Source organism: Dactylosporangium sp. NPDC005555 (assembly GCF_040605635.1).
Lineage (GTDB): Bacteria > Actinomycetota > Actinomycetes > Mycobacteriales > Micromonosporaceae > Dactylosporangium.
Window position 1 is genome coordinate 166,099 of the sequence record NZ_JBEXDG010000007.1, and the last position, 17,931, is coordinate 184,029.

16 protein-coding genes are annotated in these 17,931 nt (G+C 73.2%); 5 read left to right on the forward strand and 11 right to left on the reverse strand.

All coding sequences use genetic code 11. The features are described from left to right. Positions 1-2 precede the first annotated feature (2 nt). The gene (locus tag ABZS58_RS10975; protein WP_354779988.1) at positions 3-1,322 is read right to left on the reverse strand and encodes an extracellular solute-binding protein; all 1,320 of its coding nucleotides are present in this window, start codon (positions 1,320-1,322) and stop codon (positions 3-5) included. A 165-nt stretch (positions 1,323-1,487) separates the two neighbouring features. On the opposite strand from ABZS58_RS10975, the gene ABZS58_RS10980 reads away from it, so the two are divergent. Continuing rightward, the gene (locus ABZS58_RS10980) at positions 1,488-2,510 is read left to right on the forward strand and encodes a LacI family DNA-binding transcriptional regulator (protein WP_354779990.1); all 1,023 of its coding nucleotides are present in this window, start codon (positions 1,488-1,490) and stop codon (positions 2,508-2,510) included. On the opposite strand, the gene ABZS58_RS10985 is transcribed toward ABZS58_RS10980, so the two are convergent. The 3 genes from ABZS58_RS10985 to ABZS58_RS10995 all read right to left on the reverse strand — a co-directional run bounded on the left by ABZS58_RS10985 (position 2,500) and on the right by ABZS58_RS10995 (position 5,125). After that, positions 2,500-3,294, reverse strand: a complete 795-nt coding sequence (locus ABZS58_RS10985; protein ID WP_354779992.1) for an ABC transporter permease — start codon at positions 3,292-3,294, stop codon at positions 2,500-2,502. The genes ABZS58_RS10980 and ABZS58_RS10985 overlap by 11 nt on opposite strands. Continuing rightward, positions 3,266-4,054 (reverse strand): ATP-binding cassette domain-containing protein, encoded by a 789-nt coding sequence (locus ABZS58_RS10990; RefSeq protein ID WP_354779994.1) that lies wholly within the window; start codon positions 4,052-4,054, stop codon positions 3,266-3,268. Before ABZS58_RS10990 ends, ABZS58_RS10985 begins: the two co-directional genes overlap by 29 nt. A gap of 78 nt (positions 4,055-4,132) precedes the next feature. Further along, positions 4,133-5,125 carry a medium chain dehydrogenase/reductase family protein gene (locus ABZS58_RS10995; protein WP_354779996.1) on the reverse strand — a complete coding sequence of 331 codons (993 nt, stop codon included), beginning with the start codon at positions 5,123-5,125 and terminating at the stop codon, positions 4,133-4,135. Positions 5,126-5,219: 94 nt separating this feature from the next. Between ABZS58_RS10995 and ABZS58_RS11000 the strand changes: the two genes are divergently transcribed. Beyond that, positions 5,220-5,816: a TetR/AcrR family transcriptional regulator gene (locus tag ABZS58_RS11000; RefSeq protein ID WP_354779998.1), complete on the forward strand. Its 597-nt coding sequence runs from the start codon at positions 5,220-5,222 to the stop codon at positions 5,814-5,816. Here the strand turns inward: ABZS58_RS11000 and ABZS58_RS11005 are convergent. Beyond that, a complete protein-coding gene (locus ABZS58_RS11005; protein ID WP_354780000.1) occupies positions 5,792-6,103 on the reverse strand; it encodes a MazG nucleotide pyrophosphohydrolase domain-containing protein in 312 nt (103 codons plus the stop codon). The genes ABZS58_RS11000 and ABZS58_RS11005 overlap by 25 nt on opposite strands. A gap of 29 nt (positions 6,104-6,132) precedes the next feature. Here ABZS58_RS11005 and ABZS58_RS11010 point away from each other — a divergent pair, with 29 nt between their 5' ends. Continuing rightward, a complete protein-coding gene (locus ABZS58_RS11010; RefSeq protein WP_354780002.1) occupies positions 6,133-6,714 on the forward strand; it encodes a DUF4291 domain-containing protein in 582 nt (193 codons plus the stop codon). Positions 6,715-6,887: 173 nt separating this feature from the next. Here ABZS58_RS11010 and zwf read toward each other — a convergent pair whose 3' ends face one another. Beyond that, positions 6,888-8,420 carry a glucose-6-phosphate dehydrogenase gene (zwf, locus tag ABZS58_RS11015; protein WP_354780003.1) on the reverse strand — a complete coding sequence of 511 codons (1,533 nt, stop codon included), beginning with the start codon at positions 8,418-8,420 and terminating at the stop codon, positions 6,888-6,890. A gap of 288 nt (positions 8,421-8,708) precedes the next feature. Here zwf and ABZS58_RS11020 point away from each other — a divergent pair, with 288 nt between their 5' ends. Beyond that, positions 8,709-9,173 (forward strand): hypothetical protein, encoded by a 465-nt coding sequence (locus ABZS58_RS11020; protein WP_354780005.1) that lies wholly within the window; start codon positions 8,709-8,711, stop codon positions 9,171-9,173. Here the strand turns inward: ABZS58_RS11020 and ABZS58_RS11025 are convergent. The 3 genes from ABZS58_RS11025 to ABZS58_RS11035 form a co-directional block, all read right to left on the reverse strand. Continuing rightward, on the reverse strand, positions 9,170-10,063 hold the full coding sequence (locus ABZS58_RS11025; protein ID WP_354780157.1) for an acyl-CoA desaturase: 894 nt from the start codon (positions 10,061-10,063) through the stop codon (positions 9,170-9,172). The two genes, ABZS58_RS11020 and ABZS58_RS11025, sit on opposite strands and share 4 nt — an antisense overlap. 75 nt (positions 10,064-10,138) lie before the next feature. Further along, positions 10,139-11,482: an FAD-binding protein gene (locus ABZS58_RS11030; RefSeq protein WP_354780007.1), complete on the reverse strand. Its 1,344-nt coding sequence runs from the start codon at positions 11,480-11,482 to the stop codon at positions 10,139-10,141. A gap of 51 nt (positions 11,483-11,533) precedes the next feature. After that, entirely contained in the window at positions 11,534-15,271 is a 3,738-nt protein-coding gene (locus ABZS58_RS11035) for a BTAD domain-containing putative transcriptional regulator (RefSeq protein WP_354780009.1), read from the reverse strand. 128 nt (positions 15,272-15,399) lie between these two features. Here ABZS58_RS11035 and ABZS58_RS11040 point away from each other — a divergent pair, with 128 nt between their 5' ends. After that, positions 15,400-15,915: a shikimate kinase gene (locus tag ABZS58_RS11040; RefSeq protein ID WP_354780011.1), complete on the forward strand. Its 516-nt coding sequence runs from the start codon at positions 15,400-15,402 to the stop codon at positions 15,913-15,915. A 47-nt stretch (positions 15,916-15,962) separates the two neighbouring features. On the opposite strand, the gene ABZS58_RS11045 is transcribed toward ABZS58_RS11040, so the two are convergent. Both ABZS58_RS11045 and ABZS58_RS11050 read right to left on the reverse strand, forming a co-directional pair. Continuing rightward, positions 15,963-16,217 (reverse strand): hypothetical protein, encoded by a 255-nt coding sequence (locus tag ABZS58_RS11045; protein ID WP_354780013.1) that lies wholly within the window; start codon positions 16,215-16,217, stop codon positions 15,963-15,965. 323 nt (positions 16,218-16,540) lie between these two features. After that, positions 16,541-17,929 carry a PLP-dependent aminotransferase family protein gene (locus tag ABZS58_RS11050; protein WP_354780015.1) on the reverse strand — a complete coding sequence of 463 codons (1,389 nt, stop codon included), beginning with the start codon at positions 17,927-17,929 and terminating at the stop codon, positions 16,541-16,543. Positions 17,930-17,931 lie beyond the last annotated feature (2 nt).

Consider the following 17,931-nt stretch of genomic DNA (forward strand, 5'->3'; position numbering starts at 1 on the left):
ATCTATTTACTCTTGTCCAGGGCGTCCTGCGCGGCTTTCTGGCCGTCGGCGATGAGCGCCTTGAGCTTCGTCTCGTCGAGCTTGCCGTCCTTGAGCGCCGGGATCGACTGGACGACGACGTTGACGAGGGCCAGCTGGACCTGGCTCCAGGCGCCGTTGAACGGGGTGCCGCTGGCCTTGGACGCCGAGTCGATGATCGGCGCGAGCGCCGGGTCGGCCTGCAGCTTCTTCGCCGCGGTCGCGTTCGTCGGCAGCTCGCCGAACGTCTTGTAGTACGACTCCTGCTGCTCGGGGCTGGTCAGCAGCTTCACCAGCGCGAGGGCGAGGTCCTTGTTCTTCGTGTACTTCGCCACGACCAGGTTGTCGCCGGACAGGATGCTGGTCGCGCCGACGCCGGTGGTGCTGCTCTGCCCCGGCGGGACGGTCGGCATGATCGCGTAGGCGTACTTGCCGGCGACCGCGGACTTGTCGAGCGTGACCTTCGACGTCGCGGACACCATCGGCAGGAACGCGGCCTTGCCGGCGCCGAAGTCGGCGATCGCCTGCGCGTTCTTCCAGCCGACGGCGGCCGGGTTGACGACCTTGTCGGTGGCGAGCCAGCCGAGGTAGGTCTGGTAGGCCTTCAGCGTGCTCGGGTCGGTCAGCTGCGCCTTCTTGTCCTTGACCAGGGGGTTGCCGGCCTGGACGCTCATCGCCCAGATGAACTTCCACGGGTCGAAGCCGTCTGCGTAGGCGACCGCGAGGCCGTAGGTGTCGCCCTTCGTCAGCTGCTTGGCCTGCCCGAGCAGGTCGTCCCAGCTCGTCGCCGGCTTGTCGATGCCGGCGGCCTTGAGCAGGTCGGTGTTGTAGGCCATGACGAACGGGCGGCTGGTGAAGGGGATGCCGACCTGGTGCTCGGCGTCCGGGCCGGAGATGCCGAGGGTCGAGGGCAGGAACGCGTCCTTGCCGCCGAGCTTCTTCCAGTCGTCGTCCTTGAGCTCCAGGAACGCCCCGGTCGAATACGCGGTCGGGGTGAACGTGGTGCCGAGGGAGTAGATGTCGGGGCCCTGACCGGACAGCACCGACGTCTGGATCTTCGTCAGCTCGTCGTTGGGCGAGGCGAAGGTCTCGAACTTCACCTCGGCGCCGGTGGACGCCTTGAACTTGTCGTTGATCTCGGTGAACCAGGCGCGCTGCTGGTCGGGGTAGATGGTGTTGGCCTGGACCAGGACGTTGAGCGTCTTGCCGGCGCCGTCGAGGCCCGTGCTTTTGCCGGTGTCGTCGCCGCTGTTGCCGCAGGCGGCTAACAGCAGAGCGACGGCGATGAAGGAAACGCGTCTCATAGGGGTGTCCACTCCTCGTGAGCGGTGCGCGGACCGGGTCTTCCGGGGGTGTGGCCTGGGCGCATCGATGCTGCTTGACGGCGGATTGAGCCGGACGCTATCAGCGCCGTCTTTGCGACGGCAACCGCTTGCCATCGTTTGCCATCATCTGCTTTTCTCATGCGCATGCCCCGTGCACACCAGTTCGGATCCGGTGACCGGCCGGTCACCATCAACGACATCGCCGCGGCCACGGGGGTCGCCGCGTCGACGGTGTCGCGCGCCCTGAACAACCCGGGCAGGGTCAACGCCGCGACCCGGGAGCGGATCGAGGCCGCCGCCCGCGAGCTGCGCTACGTGCCGAACTCGCAGGCCCGCGCGCTGAGCTCCGGGCGGACCGGCGCGATCGCCGTGCTGGTCTCCGATGTGACGAACCCGTTCTACTTCGGCGTGCTGCGCGGCACCCAGATGCAGCTCAAGGCCGCCGGGTACGCACAGCTGCTCATCGACACGGAGGACTCCGGCGACCTGGAGGTGGAGCTGCTGCACAAGATGCGCCGGTCCCTCGACGGCGCGATCCTCGCCGCGTCCCGGCTGCCGGACCGGTCGCTGGCGAAGCTCGCCGAGGACATCCCGCTCGTCACGATCAACCGCAACGTCCGCGGCGTGCCCAGCGCGATCATCGACACGCCCGCCGGGATGAGCCAGGCGGCCGAGCACCTGATCTCCCTCGGCCACCGGGACATCGCCTACGTGTCCGGGCCCGAACGGTCCTGGCCGAACGAGGCCCGCTGGCACGCGGTCAGGGCCGTCGCCACCCGGCACCGGCTCACGTTCACCCGGGTCGGGCCGTTCCCGTCCGGGCGCCGCTCCGGCTCCGCCGCCGCCGACGCGGTCCTCAACACCGGCGCGACCGCGTGCATCGTCTTCAACGACCTCCTGGCCATCGGGATCCTGCAGCGGCTGCGGGAGCGGGAGGTGCGGGTGCCGGAGGACCTCAGCGTCGTGGGCTGCGACGACATCTTCGGCGCCGACTTCTGCCACCCGCCGTTGACCACGCTCACCGCCCCGATCGAGCAGGCGGGCCGGGTGGCGGTGTCGATGCTGCTGTCCCGGCTCGACCCGGCCGCTCCGGCGATGCGGCAGTCGGTGATGCTGCCCGTCCACCTGACGGTGCGCGGATCGACCGGACCCAGGGCTACCGGGTGAGCCGTCCCAGCATCATCGACGCGACGGTGATCGCGACCGCGGCCGAGCCGACGAGGACGCCGAAGTCGAGCAGCAGCCGGGCGGGGGTGCCGATGAGCAGGCCGCGGAGCGCCTCGACCTCGTAGCTGAGCGGGTTGACGTGGTTGAGCACCTGCAGCCAGCCGGGCATGACCGACACCGGGTAGAGGGCGTTGGAGGCGAAGAACAGCGGCATGATGATCGCCTGCCCGATGCCCATCATCCGGTCCCGCTTCAGCACCAGACCGGCGAGCGTGATGGACAGGCAGCAGAAGAACGCCGAGCCGAGCACGACGACCGCGGCGACACCCAGCAGGTGCAGCGGGCCGAGCCGCAGGTGCACGCCGAGCAGCGTCGACAGGGCCACGACGACGATCGCCTGGAACAGGGCCCGCACACCCGCCGCGAACGCCTTCCCGGTCACCAGCGCGGCACGCGGGGTCGGCGTCACCATGAGCTTCGCGAGCACTCCCGCGTCGCGCTCCCAGATGATGTGGATGCCGTAGAAGATCGACACGAACAGCGCGGACTGCGCCAGGATGCCCGGGGCCAGGAAGTCCAGGTAGGGCACGTCGCCGGTGGGCACGACCCGCAGCCGGGTGAAGGTCTGGCCGAAGATGATGAGCCACAGCGCCGGCTGGACGGCCCTGGTGACCGCCTCGGTCCGGTCCCGGCGCAGCTTCTGCAGCTCCACCAGGCACAGCGCGGAGGTGCGCGACGCCAGGAGGCGGATCGGCTCAACGGGCGCGGCGAGCGACACGGACATCCTTCAGCCCTCCTCCTTCGAGATCGCCGCCGGTGTACTCACGGAAGACGTCGTCGAGGTTCGCGTCCTCCTCGTCGAGGGACCGCACGAGCGCCTCCGGCGTGTCGAGGGCGCGGATCCGGCCGCGGTGCATGAGGGCGACCCGGTCGCAGTGCGCGGCGGCCTCCTCCATGTAGTGGGTGGTGACCAGGACGGTCATGCCGGTGCGGGCGCGGGTCTCGTGGATGCGGTCCCAGACGCCGGCCCGGGCGACCGGGTCGAGGCCGATCGTCGGCTCGTCGAGGACCAGCAGCCGCGGCGAGCTGACCAGGGCCTGCGCGAGCTCGAGGCGGCGGATCATGCCGCCGGAGTAGGTGCCGGCGGGGCGGTCGGCGGCGTCGGTGAGCCCCATCGCGTCGATGACCTCGGCGGTGCGGTCGCGGCGCTGCGCCCGCGGGACGTCGAACAGGCGGGCGAACAGCGTCACGTTCTCCCGGCCGCTGAGCGCGGCGTCCGCGGACAGCGCCTGCGGCACGTAGCCGATCAGCCGGCGCACGGCCATCCTGCGCCGGCGGACGTCGAGGCCGAACACCTCGACCGCGCCCTCCTGCGGGGGCAGCAGCGTGGTGAGCACCCGGATGGTGGTGGTCTTGCCGGCGCCGTTGGGGCCGAGCAGGCCGAAGATCTCGGCCTCGTCGACGACCAGGTCCAGGCCGTCGACCGCGACGGTCTCCTTGAACCTGTGCCGCAACCCCTCGATGCGCACGGCGACTGCTTCCACCAGGCCAATATAGCTCGTTAGCCCAGCTAATGATATTTCCGGGCCGTCCGGCCGCCTGCCCGCGCGGTGCCGTCCGCCTTACGGGGTCAGGATCACCTTGCCGGCGACGCCCGCGGTCTCGGCGTAGCGCAGGGCGGCGGCGGCCTCGCGCAGCGGGAACTCCTTCGCGACCCGGGCGGCGACCTTCCCGGCGGCGACGAGGTCGAGCACGGCGGTCAGGTCCTCGCGCAGCTGCCGGCGGAACCGCTCCACGTCGCGCCGGCCCTTCCACAGGTCGAAGAACGTGGCGTGCTTCCCGTTGGGCAGCGCGTTCCACCACAGCAGCTTCGCGACGAGCTTGAGCACCGGCAGCCGCGGGTCGCCGGGGTGGTCGCGGGTGGAGGCGCTGCCGTAGCCGACGAGGGTGCCGCCCTTGGCGAGCATCCGCCACGAGCCGGCGATCCCGGGCCCGCCGACGTGGTCGAACACCGCCGCGACCCCCTGCGGCGCCAGCCGCCGGACCTGGGCCGGGACGTCGTCCGCGCGGTAGTCGACGGGCTCGACACCGAGGGCGCGCAGCGCGTCGTGGTGCTTCGGCGAGGCGGTGCCGATGACCCGGATCCCGGCGTGCCGGGCGAGCTGGACGAGGATCGTGCCGACCCCGCTGTTGGCGCCGAGCACCACGATCGTCTGGCCCTCGCGGACCTTCGCGGCGCGGTGCAGCATCCGCCAGGCGGTGACGCCGTTGACGACGACGGTCTCCGCCTCGGCGGCGCTGACGCCGTCGGGCACGGGGACCAGGTCGGCCTCGTCGAGCACGACCCGGTCGGCCCAGCCGCCGGTCTTGGTGAGCGCGGCGACCCGCCGGCCGGTGCCTTCCACCACGCCGACCAGGTCGTAGCCGGGCACGAACGGAAACGGGGGCATGTCGTAGTACTTGCCGCGGCGCATCTGCTGCTCGGCGAACGAGACGCCGCTCGCCTCGACCCGCACCACGACCCGGCCGGCCCCGGGCGTCTCCAGCTCGCGGCTCCTGACCTGCAGCGTCTCCGGCTCGCCGACGCCCGGCAGGACGATCTCCGTTGCTCGCACGGCATTCTCCTTAGATGGTGTAACTTACGTTAGAAGCTCTAACACGAGCATGCCAGACACCGCACCGGAAAGGCAACACAGGACGATGACGGACATGAGTGACATGCGCGGCCGCTTCCGCACCCAGATCCGCGACGAGGTGAAGTCCGCCGCGCTGCGCCAGCTCGCGGCCGGCGGCGCCCAGGCGCTGTCGATCAACGCGATCGCCAAGGAGCTCGGTGTCTCCGGCCCCGCGCTGTACCGCTACTTCGCCGGCCGCGACGAGCTGCTCACCGAGCTGATCCTCGACGCGTACCAGGACCTGCGCGCGGCCCTCTCCGGCGCCGGCTCCTTCGTCGACGCCTACCGGGCGTGGGCCCTCGCCCAGCCGCACCGCTACCGGCTGCTGTTCGCCGCCCCGCTACCGGGCTACGACGCGCACGCCGACCGGCTCGTCGCCGCCGCGCAGGAGCTGATGAACCTGCTCATCCCCACGCTGTCGCCCGGCCCCGCCCCGCCGCCCGCGCTGTCCGCCGCACTGTCCGCCTGGGCCGCCCGCCGGGGCATCCCCGACGTCGACCCCGCGGTGGCGCTACGGGCGGTCGAGCTGTGGAGCCGGGTCCACGGCCTGGTCAGCCTCGAGATCGAGGGCAACTTCGCGGCGATGGGCCTGGATCCTGGCCCGCTCTACTCCTTCCAGCCCCGCGAGTAGACGACCGCGAGCTTGTCCTCCAGGGCCTGCCGCAGGTCGATGCCCATCGTGTGCGCCGTGACGAACGCGGTCAGCACCACATCGGCGAGCTCGGCCTCCACGTCGCTGAACGGCCCCGACCGCCGGGCCATCCCCGCGTGCCGCCGCACCGCCCCGACGAACTCCCCGACCTCCTCGGCCAGCGCCAGGGTCTGCCGCAACTGTGCGGACTCCGTGAACCCTGCCGCCTCCAGGTGCGCGGCGACGTCCCCGGCCACGGCGGGCAGATCGTTCAATGCGAATGACACACCGCACCCTAACCTTCTACGGTCGGCGGGTGCACGAGATCCGCGCCCTCCACGACGACACCACGATCACCGTCTACCAGGCCTACGGCCCCGCCATCGCCCTGCCGGCCCTGCGGGCGCAACGCTTCGCGCCCCCGTTCAAGCGCGACCGCATGACCTGGATCAAGCCGTCGTTCCTCTGGATGATGTACCGCAGCGGCTGGGCCACCAAGGAGGGCCAGGAACACGTCCTCGCCATCCGCCTGCAGCGCACCGGCTTCGACGCGGCGGTCGCCGGCGCCTGCCTCAGCCACTACTCCCCGGCCGTCCACGCCGGCCGGGCCGCCTGGTCCGCCCAGCTGCGCACCAGCCCGGTCCGCGTCCAGTGGGACCCGGAACGCGACCTGCACCTGCGCCCCCTGGACCACCGCAGCCTGCAGCTCGGCCTGAGCGGCCCGGCCGTCCACGACTACGTCGACACCTGGACCACCGCCATCGACGACGTCACCCCGCTGGCCCGCACCATCCACGCCCTGGTCCGGTCCGGCTCCCTCGACGAGGCCAGGACCCTCCTGCCACCCGAGCGCCCCTACGCACCGGCCGACCCGCACTCCAGCCACGAAGACAGCTGACGTCGCGCAGAGGAACTGACCGACGGCGGCCCGTCACCGATGATGCCGCGTGAGCGGATCCCAGCCAGCGCGGCACGCGCGGACTGTGCGCCGCTCGCGGCGCATCGGGGGTCCGGGGTGAGCAGCCCCCGGCGGGACCCGCGCGAAGCGTGGGGCGGTGAGCTGTAGCGGAGCTACGCGCGGGAAACCGTGTTACGCCAGGCGCGGCCGCTGCGCTCGATGAGGCGGTTGGCCTCGGTCGGACCCCAGGACGCGGCCTCGTAGGTGGGGATCGGGCCGGTGTCCTCGGCCCAGCGCTCCAGGATGGGGTCGACGATCCGCCAGCACTGCTCGACCTCGTCGGAGCGGATGAACAGGGTCGTGTCGCCGATCAGGGCGTCCAGCAGGAGGCGCTCGTAGGCCTCCGGCGACTCCTCGCGGAAGGTCTTGTCGTAGGAGAAGTCCATGCTGGCGGAGCGGACGCGGAAGGAGTGGCCCGGGACCTTCGCGCCGAAGCGCAGGGCGATGCCCTCGTCGGGCTGGATGCGCAGGATGAGGGCGTCGGGCTGCAGCTCGGTGAGCTGGCGGTTGGGGATCGGCAGGTGCGGCGGGCGCTGGAACTGCAGGGCGACCTCGGTCACCCGGCTCGGCAGCCGCTTGCCGGTGCGCACGTAGAAGGGCACGCCGGCCCAGCGCCAGTTGTCGACGTCGAGGCGCAGCGCCGCGTAGGTTTCCGTGCGGGACAGGGGGTCCACACCGGGCTCCTCGCGGTAGCCGGCCATCAGCTCGGACCGGGAGCCGCCGCGGGTGTACTGCCCCCGCACCGCGATGTCGTCGATGGCCCGGCCGCTCGGCAGACGGATGGCCTGCAGGAGCTTGACCTTCTCGTTGCGGACGGCCTCGGCGCTGAAGGAGGCCGGCGGCTCCATGAGGGCGAGGGCGAGGACCTGCAGCACATGGTTCTGCACGATGTCGCGCATCGCGCCGGCGTGCTCGTAGAAGCTGCCGCGGGTGCCGACACCGAGGGTCTCCGCGACGGTGATCTGCACGTGGTCGACCCAGGTGCGGTCCCAGATGGGCTGGAAGATGGCGTTGGCGAAGCGCAGCGCGAGCACGTTCTGGACGGTGTCCTTGCCCAGGTAGTGGTCGATGCGGAAGACCTGCGACTCGTCGAACGCGGCGTGCACGGTGGCGTCGAGCTGCTTGGCGCTGCCCTCGTCGTGCCCGTACGGCTTCTCGATGACGAGACGGGCGAAGGCGTCCTCGCGGGCCTGGTGCAGGCCGGCGCCGGCAAGGCCGTTGATGACGAGCGGGAACGCCTCGGCGGGGGTCGACAGGTAGAAGATCCGGTTGCCGGCGGTGCCACGGTCGCGGTCGAGCTCGTCGAGGACGGTGGCGAGGCGCTTGTAGGTCTCCGGGTCGTCGTAGCCACCGGCGATGTACCGCACGGCGCCGGCCAGCTGCGGCATGCCGGACAGGCCGCGGTCGCCGAGCACGGCGTGCACGAACTGGTCGTCGTCCATCGGGGTCCGCGCGACGCCGACGACGGCGAACTGCCCGGTGAGCCGGTTGTGCCTGGCGAGGCTCTCGATCGCGGGGATCAGCTTGCGCCGGGTCAGGTCGCCCGAGGCGCCGAAGATGACGACGGTCGCCGGTGGGGCGAGCCGGTCGTCGGACTCCTGCGGGATCGTGACGTGCTCGCCGAACGTGCCGTTGTCGCTGGGCATGGATGCGCGCCTCTCCTCGGACTGCCGCCGTGACACTACGAGTCAACCGCCGCACACAGCAACGATTCCAGAACGTGACCGGCGTCTCGCGCGTCCCACCCTACGGTCCGGAAAGCGGTTGCAGCGAACTGCGGCGTCCCGGCTCGCGGGATTCCCGGGGCTCATCGAACACATGGGTAACAGCAGGCACCAGGTAGGCGGTCGGGCGGTTGCGGGCGGCCACAGCGGGTAACGTTGAGTCATCAGGAGCACTCAGAGAGTAGTCACGTCGCAGGACGGGGATGCGCGATGTCGATCACACCGGTAGCAGCGACCACCACCGGCCTCACCGCCACACAGGTGTCGCAGCAGCGCGCGACGGACCTGGTGGACCAGCAGCGCCTCGACGACCAGCGGTCCCAGCAGGACCGCCTGGACCAGCAGCGGGTGCAGGACCAGCGCCTGGAGGACCAGCGCCGGGTCGATGACCAGCAGTCGGTCCGGCAGGACCTGACCCGGCAGGACCAGCGTCGCTCCGACGACCTGCAGCAGGTCCGCGACGACCAGTACCGCGTCGAGCAGCAGCGGGTGCAGGAGCAGCGGCGCATGGACGACCAGCAGCGGATCCAGGACCAGCAGCGCCTGGAGGATCAGCTGCGGCAGCGGGCGGACGAGGCCCGCCTGCAGTTCGACCGGTCCACCGACGCGCTGTCCGCGCAGCGGCTGTCACAGACCAACGGCATGTTCAGCGGCAGGGTGGACGTCTACCTTTAGGCGCGCTGTAGGCGCGCCAAGCGCGACGGCGTGGGCCAGCGGACGTCCCAGGCCCAGCCGGCCTTCTCGAAGAGCCGGATCAGCGCGGCCGAGATGTCGATCTGCCCGCGCAGGACGCCGTGCCGGGCGCTGGTCGGATCGGCGTGGTGCAGATTGTGCCACGACTCGCCCATGCTGAGGATCGCGAGGGGCCAGAAGTTCGCCGAGCGGTCCCGCGCCGCGAACGGCCGCTCGCCGATCATGTGGCAGACGCTGTTCACCGACCAGGTGACGTGGTGCAGGGCGGTGACCCGCACCAGGCCCGCCCAGAAGAACGCGGTCACCGCGCCCCACAGGCTCCAGGTGACGAGCCCGCCGATGACGGCCGGCAGCGCGAGGGTGACGACGGTCAGCGGGCCGAAGAGCCGGTGCACGAGCCGGATGTCGCGGTCGGCGAGCAGGTCGGGGATGAACCGCTGCTGGTTGGTGAGGTCGCGGTCGAGGACCCAGCCGAGGTGCGCGTGCCAGAAGCCGCGCACGAGCGCCGCCGGGCCGGTGCCGAACAGCCACGGCGAGTGCGGGTCACCTTCCTTGTCGGCGAACGCGTGGTGCCGGCGGTGGTCGGCGACCCAGTGCAGGATCGGTCCCTGCACGGCCATGCTGCCGGTGACGGCGAGGGCGATCCGCAGCCAGCGGCGGGCCTTGAACGCGCCGTGGGTGAAGTACCGGTGGAACCCGACGGTCGCACCGAGGCACGTCACCGTGTAGAAGGCCGCCGCGAGGGCGACGTCGAGCCAGGTGAGGCCCCAGCCCCAGGCGAACGGGACCGCGGTGACGAGCGCCAGGAACGGCACGATCACGAACGCGTACACCGCCACCTGGGCGGGCAGGGGCCGCTGCGCGGCGAGCATCGGGAGTGCCACGCCCCGCAGGTTAGGACGCCGCGATGACCGGCACCCCGCGAAGAGGATGCCGGTCGGCGACGTTCAGATGGAATGGTTGGCGACGAACAACCCGGACGGGTCCACGGCGGCGCGGATCGACCGCAGCCGCCGCAACGCGGACGCTCCGAACGCGGCGGATGCCTCGACGCGTTCCTCGGCGAAGTTCAGGTAGGCGCCGGTCGTCCACGGCGCCATCGCCGCCGCGACCCGGGCGGCGTCGGCGACCGCCGCCTCCCCCATCGCCGGGGTGGCCGCGATCCCGGCGGAGAACAGCGCGAACGACCCGTTGAGCGCGGACAGCGCCCCACCGCCCGGCGCGGGACGGCCGAGGGCGCCGCCGAGCTGGCGCAGCTCCGCCGGGACGAGCAGCGACGACCCGGAGCCCGGTCCGGCGACGGCGAGGAGCGCGTCGACGGCGGCCGCGGGCAGGTCGCCGAGCAGCGCCGACCGCGACACCGACGGGGTCGGGCCCTCCGGGTCGAGGTGCAGCCGGATCAGCGACGCGGCGGGCGCGTCGTCGAAGGTGTCCAGGAACGGCTTCAAAGCCCGTAGCGGCGCGAGCAGGTCCGGTCCGGCCGGCCCGAGGACGGCGCCGTCGATCGCGACGACCTGCCGGTCGTGCAGGACCGCCGGCAGCTGCGGAATCGCCGGCACCTGCAGCAGCCGCAGCGCCGTGGTCACCTCGGCGGGCGCGGTCGCGGCCCAGTCGAGCCACGCGGGCAGCACCCGCCCGGCCTCCCGCCAGTCCCAGGCGAGCATCCCGGCGTACACCCGCGAAACCGGGATCAGGTCGAACTCGACGGCGGTGACGACGCCGAAGTTGCCACCGCCACCGCGCAACGCCCAGAACAGGTCGGGCTCGGACGCCGCGTCGACGCGCAGGAGGGTGCCGTCGGCGGTGACGAGCTCGACGGCCGTGACGGCGTTGCACTGCAGGCCGTGGGCGCGGGCGTACCAGCCGATGCCGCCGCCCAGGGTGTAGCCGACGACCCCGACGTCGGGTGAGGAGCCGTGCAGCGCGGCGAGCCCGTGCGGCGCGGCCTGCTCGACGACGTCGACCCACAGCGCGCCGGCCTCGGCGCGGGCGGTCCGGCCGGTGACCGTGACGCCGGTCATCGCGGACGTGCGGAGCAGGACGACGTCGTCGAGGGGGCCGAGCGGGCCGGCGCTGTGGCCGGTGCCCTGCGCCGCGACCCGCAGCCCGGCGACGGCGGCGGCGCGGACGACCGCGGCGACCTCGGCGGCGTCGGCCGGGTACGCGACGGCGGCGGGCCGCTGGTCGACGGTGACGTTCCACGGCATGCGCGCGGTGTCGTAGCCGGGGTCGCCGGGAAGGTGGAGCGCGCCGCCGCAGAGGCCGCGCAGTGAGTTCGCAACAGTGGTCATGCCGTCCACGCTGCGGCGGCGGTCTTGGAGCGAACTTGAGAAGCACCTGAGTCAGACGTGCGCGCGCAGCTCCGCGAGGGTGGTGACGCCCAGCTTGCGGCGGATCGCGGCGAGGGTGTCGCTGACGGTGTGCGGGGTGAGGAACAGCGCCTGGGCGATGTCGCGGTCGTCGGCGCCGCCGACGGCGAGGGACGCGATGCGGCGTTCGCCGGTGGTCAGCGACACCGACGGCTCCGCGGGCACGGTCTCGCCGAGGCCGGTGAGCGCGGCGGCGACCGCGGCCCGCAACGGCCCGGCGCCGCACTCCTCGGCGAGGCGCAGCGCGTCGAACAGCATCGCCGGGTCACCGTCGAGGGCCGCGAGGGCGAACAGCGCCCGCGCGTGCTCCAGCCGGGCGCGGGTGCCGGCGAGGAGCTCGACGGCCGCCGCCAGGTCGTCCCGGTCCCGCCGCAGCTCCCCCACGATCCGCAGCGCCCGCCCGACGGCCCGCGGCGCCCCCCACCGCCGCATGTCCGACAGCTCCGATAGAGCGAGAGAAAGCGCTTCTTCGGTCTCTCCGAGCGCGACCAGTGCCGCGGCGCGCAGGGAACGCTCCTCGAACCACATCGGGTTGCCGTCGTGCCACGTGCGCAGCAGCGCCAGGGCCGCCGCGAAGTGCCCCTCCGCCATGAGCAGCGCCGCCTCCGCCTGGGTGAACAGCCGGATCCCGTCGCCGACCCGCGGCCGGTCGCGGTGCTCGTCGACGAACGCCCGCGCCTCCCCCAGCTCGCCGCGGTCGACGAGGGCCCGCACCAGGTACGCCTCGCCGTAGGAGATGCCGATCGCGGGGACGCCGCCCCAGCGCAGACTCTGCTCGTTGGCCGCGACGAGGGAGATGCACGCCTCGGGCAGGTCGCCGCGCTGCCACTCCCGCCAGCCGCCCCACAGCTGCGCGGCGAGGACGGTGAACATCGAGCCGCGGGTGTGCCCGAGCTTCAGCGCGTCGACCCACAGCGTCCCGGCGTCCTCGTCCGCGGCTTCCAGGACGACCCCGGCGATGACCCAGAAGAGCCCGGGGTCGCCGCGCATGAGGACACCGTCGGCGAGCGCGAAGCGGGCCAGCTCCGCCGACTCGGCGCGGCGGATCCCTTTGGCGAGGAGCTCCCAGCCGTGGCAGGCGGCCAGCATCCGCGCACCGAGCCCGTCGCCGGTGATCACCGGCCGCTCGGCGGGGAACGAGCCGGGGTCGCCGCTGTACATGTAGCCGGCGATGCGTTCGAGGGCCTGCAGTCCCTGCCGTTCGTCCACGAACTCCGCCGCGAGGCGCGCCGACGCCCGCCGCGCGAACTCCGGCGCGTTGCCTTCCGGCCCGGTGAAGATCAGCGTGTGGATGAGCATCCGGGACACCGCGGCGAACGTCGCGGGGTCGGTGATCGGGTCGTCGTAGGCGGCCCGCAGGTGCGCGATCGCGGCCGGCCCGTCGTTGAGCGTCTCGACCTGCCCGAGCTGCAGCAGCACCGCGGGCCGCTGAGCGGGCGCGGGCGGCTCGGCGAGGGCCCGGCGCAGGTACGCGGCGGCGCCCTCGGGTGCGCCGCGGTGCAGGGCGGTGCCGGCCGCGACCCGCAGCACGTCGACGACCCACTGGTCGGCGCGTTCGGGGATCTGCAGCAGGTGTGCGGCGACCTGCTCCGGCGCCGCCGACAGCCCGCTGAGGACCCTGGCGGCCCGCTCGTGGTGCAGCTGCCGCTCGCCGGGCGGCAGGTCCTGGTAGACGGCGTCGCGGACGAGCGGGTGCACGAACCCGACCGGGTACTCGTGCCGGACCACCTCGGCCCGGGCGAGCGCGGCGACGGCGGCCGCCGCGGCGGGCTCGTCGACGCCGGCGAGGGCCGCGATGGTCGGCAGCCCGGCGCCGTCGCCGAGGACCGCGATCGCCCGCGCGACGGCGGTGCCGGCCGCCGGCATCCGCCGCAGCCGGATGAGGACCATGCTGGACACGGCCCGGGAGCCGATGGCGGTGACGGTGCCGGCGTGCGCGTCGGTGGGCAGCACGCCGTTGCTCTCCAGGGCGCGCAGCAGCTGCCGCAGCAGCAGCGGGTTGCCGGACGTGGTGCGGTGGCAGGCGGCGACGAACCGGGGTTCGGCGCCGTCGCCGAGCCGCCGCCGGACGAGGTCGGCGACCCCGGCGGCGCTCAGCGGCCCGGGCCGCACCGGCGTGGCCGCGGGGTCGAGCTGCAGCTCCGCGAGCAGCGCCTCGTCCTCGTACTGCTCCCCCGTCCGCAGGGTGGCCACGAGCAGCACCGGCAGGCCGTCGAGCCGGCGCACCAGGTACGCCAGGAACCGCAGCGAACCGGTGTCGCACCACTGCAGGTCGTCGACGACGATGGTGACGGGCCTGGTCGCGGCGACGTTGGCGGTCAGCCAGTAGAGGCCGTGCAGCGCCGCGAACGTGTGGTCGCCGCGCTCGCTGCCGCCCCCGGCGGTCTCGCTGAGGTCGAACACGGACGCGGCGGACGCGGCGGCGCCCGCGAGGAGCCCTGCGCGCCCGGCCGGGTCGGTGAGCAGCGCCTCGAACAGCTGCCGCACGACGCCGAAGCCGAACTCCTTCTCCAGCTGGCTCCCTCGCGCGGTCAGCGTGAGCGCCCCGTGACCGTCCGCGATCCTGCGTGCCTCCGTCAGCAACCGGCTCTTGCCGATCCCGGCAGGTCCCTCGATCATCGCCAGCCGCGGCAGCCCTCCGAACGCGTCGGCCGCCGCGAGCCGCAGCTCCGCGACCTCTCCATCGCGATCGACAAGGTGCTCATCCGCCGGTTTCCGCGGATGTACCGTCGTCGGCTCCCCAGGCGCCTGCGGCGCTCCCGTGGCCGGACCTGCCGCCGCCACCGGCGAAGCGTGCGTCCCGGACGTCCGTTCCGCTGCCTCCGGATCACTCCCGTCCGGCACGCCCGGCACCGCCGGCACGCCCGGCACCGCTGCCACGCCCGGAATCGCTGCTGCGCCCGGCACGGTCGGCGCCGGTCGTGGCGGTGCGTCCAGGGACTCGGACTGGGCGAGGACCTCCGCCTCCAGGGCGCGCAGGGCCGGTCCCGGGTCGACGCCGAGCTGCTCCGACAGCGTCTGCCGGGCCTTGCGCAGCGCCCCCAGCGCGTCGCCCTGCCGGTGCGCGCGGTACAACGCCAGCACCAGCAGCCGCCAGCGCTGCTCCCGCAACGGCGCCTCCGCCACGAGCGTCTCGAGCTCCGGGACCAGCAGCGCGCTGTCGCCGAGCGCGAGCCGCGCCGCCAGGAGCTGCTCCCGGGCGACCTCGCGCAGCTCGCCGAGGCGCGCCGCCTCCGCCTGCGCCCAGGGCTCGTCCGCGTACTCGGCGTACGCGGGACCGTGCCACAGCCGCAGCGCCGCGTCGAGCAGGTCCCGCTGCGCGGCGGGGTCGGCGGTGCCGAGCGCCGCGGTGACCCCCCGGTCGAAGCGCCACGCGTCGACGCCCCCGGCGTCCAGGGTCAGCGCGTAGCCGGGCGGCCTGGACACGATCACGTTGCCGCGCGCCCGCGCCGTCGCGCCGGGCTCCAGGCGGCGCCGCAGGTGCGAGACGTACGCCTGCAGCGCCCCGGCCGCGTTCGCGGGTGGCCGGTCGCCCCAGATGTGGTCGATGAGCCGGTCGGTGGGCACGATGTCGCCCCGGTTGACCACCAGCACCGCGAGCACGGCCCGCTGGCGCCGCCCGCCGAGGTCGACGAGCGCCCCGTCGACCGTCGCGGTCATGTCCCCGAGCACGCTGACCCACAGCCTGCCGGAGAGCGGCGTGACCTGCACCGGCCCTCCACAACTCGCACCCGTCGTGAGCGATCAAAGTACCGCGCCGGCGGTGAACGTCTCCTCAGCCGTTCACCCGGCCCGCCCACCGTCCGAGCGGACCGGTGCACCCGGCGTATTTTCGAGCGATGCGTCGGGTGTCGGTGGTGGGCAACTCGGGTTCGGGCAAGTCGACCCTCGGCCGCGCCCTCGCGGCGCGCCTCGGCGTGCCGTTCGTGGAGCTCGACGCGATCCACCACCTCGCGGACTGGGAGCCGATCGAAGCCACCGAGTTCCGCAGGACCGTCGGCGAGCTCGCCGACGGCGACGGCTGGGTGATCGACGGCAACTACAGCGCCGTCCGCGACCTGATCTGGGCACGGGCGGACACCGTCGTCTGGTTCGACCTCCCCCGGCGCACCGTGATCCGGCAACTGCTGTGGCGCACGATCCGCCGCGGCGTCACCCGCGAGCCGCTGTGGAACGGCAACCACGAGACGCTCGGCAGCCTGTTCCGCCTCGACCCGCAGAAGTCCCTGCTGCGCTGGGCCTGGACCCGCCACCGTGTCTACCACGAGCGCTACACGACGGCCTCGGCCGAGCGCGGGGACCTCACCTTCATCCGGATCACCTCACGGCAGGACGCCGCCCGCCTGCTCGGCTGACGGCTCCGCCGCGGTGCGGCAGGTCGACGGGCCCAGGTCGCCGCTGATCACCTGCGTGCCTCGGCCATCTCCCAGAACCGGGCGGCCGTCTCGTCGGTAAGGTCCCTGCCCCGCAGGGCCGTCAGGGAAGAGATGAACTTGACCCGCAGCTTGGACTGGCCGCCGGCGTTCTGTGGGACCAGTTCAGCGGCGCCGGATTCGTCCAGGAGCTTGATGAAGTCCGCCCATGTACGGTCGCCGTACTGGGCGGTCGCCCAGCCGCCGTGCTCGTTCGCCGGCAGATGACCACGTTCCCAGATCACGATTGAGTCGGCCCGGTCCTGAATCTTGCCGAGGAAGAACTGGGCCGCCTCGGGCAGCGCCAGGGTCTGGCGGGGTGCCAGGCGGGTGATCCGGGAGACCTATCGGTTCGCGCTGGCTCCGGCCGGCGGCATCCCTGAGAACCGCGCGGCTTCTCGGTGCTGACGGACGGCCGGTCGGTGGCGCCATTCGTATGGCGGAGCACCGACATGCGGCCCTGCTGTCGGTCTCGACGTCAGCGCCTGGCGTGGAGCAGGCCGATTGTCGACGGGTTGCTTTTCGTCGGCCGGTTGGTTCGCGCTGGTGTCCGAGAGCGTTCCGGCCGTCAGGTCAGGTCGTGCAGGGCGGACGCGAGGAGGGTCACGGCCTCCTCGATGGTGTCGGTGGAGAGGTGGCCGTAGCCGAAGAGCAGGCCCGGCGGGCCGGGGGCCAGGCGGAAGCGCCCGACGCCGGACACCGCGAGTCCCCTCGCCAGCGCGGCCGCCTCCACCGCGGGCTCGGACAGGTCGGGCGGGAGCCAGGCGACGAGGTGCTGGCCCGCCGCGATCCCGACCGGCCGCAGCTGCGGCGTGTGCCGGGCGAGGGCGGCCAGGAGGGTGTCGCGGCGCCGGCGGTACAGCGGCCGCATCCGGCGCAGGTGGCGGTCGAACTCGCCGTTGGTCAGGAAGTCGGCGAAGGTCAGCTGATCGAGGGCCGGGGAGCCGCGGTCGGCGAGGACCTTCGCCGCGACGACCGGAGCGACGAGCCGGGGCGGCAGGACCATCCAGCCGAGCCGCAGGCCGGGCGCGAGGGTCTTGCTGGCGGAGCCGACGTATGCGACCCGGTCCGGGGCGAGGCCCTGCATGGCGCCGACGGCGGCCCGGTCGTAGCGGTACTCGGCGTCGTAGTCGTCCTCGACGACCAGCGCGTCGTGATCGGCCGCCCAGCGGATGACGGCGGTGCGGGCGCCCGCGGGCAGGACGCCGCCGGTCGGCCACTGGTGCGACGGGGTGAGCACGAGCGCGTCGGCGGCCACGCCGGTGAGGGCCGTGACGTCGATGCCGTCGGGGCCGACGGGGACGCCGGTCACGGTCATGCCGCAGGCGTGGGCCAGGGGGCGGGCGTCGTCGTCGCCGGAGGGGTCCTCGACGGCGAGGCGGGTGGCGCCGGCCGCGCGGAGCACCTGGATCAGCAGGTTCGCGGCCTGGGCGTAGCCGGCGCAGACGACGATCGTCTCGGGGCGGGCGTCGGTGCCGCGGACCCGGTTGAGGTATTCGGCGAGAGCGGCGCGCAGCTCGGGGGTGCCCTGGCCGCTGGTGTAGCCGAACCGGTCGAAGGGCGCCGTCGTCAGCACCCGCCGGATGGAGCGCAGCCACGCGGCGCGGGGGAAGCGCGACACGTCGGTGCGCCCGTAGCCGAAGCTGATCCGGGCCGGCGGCGGGGCCGTGGGCGGCGGCGCGGCCGTGGGGACCGGTCCGGTGGCGATCGTGGTGTACCCGCCGGACCGGCCGGTCAGGTAGCCCTCGGCGGTCAGCTGTTCGTACGCCGTGACGACCACGCCACGGGAGACGCCCAGCGACGCGGCGAGTGCCCGGCTGGACGGCAGCGCGCTGCCCACGACGAGCCGGCCGCCGCGGATGCCCGCCCTGATCGCCGCTTCCAGCTGGCGGTGCAGCGGTCCGCCGGCCGGGTCGAGCGCGACGAGCAGCTCCGGATTGGTCCTCTCGCGGGCCACGA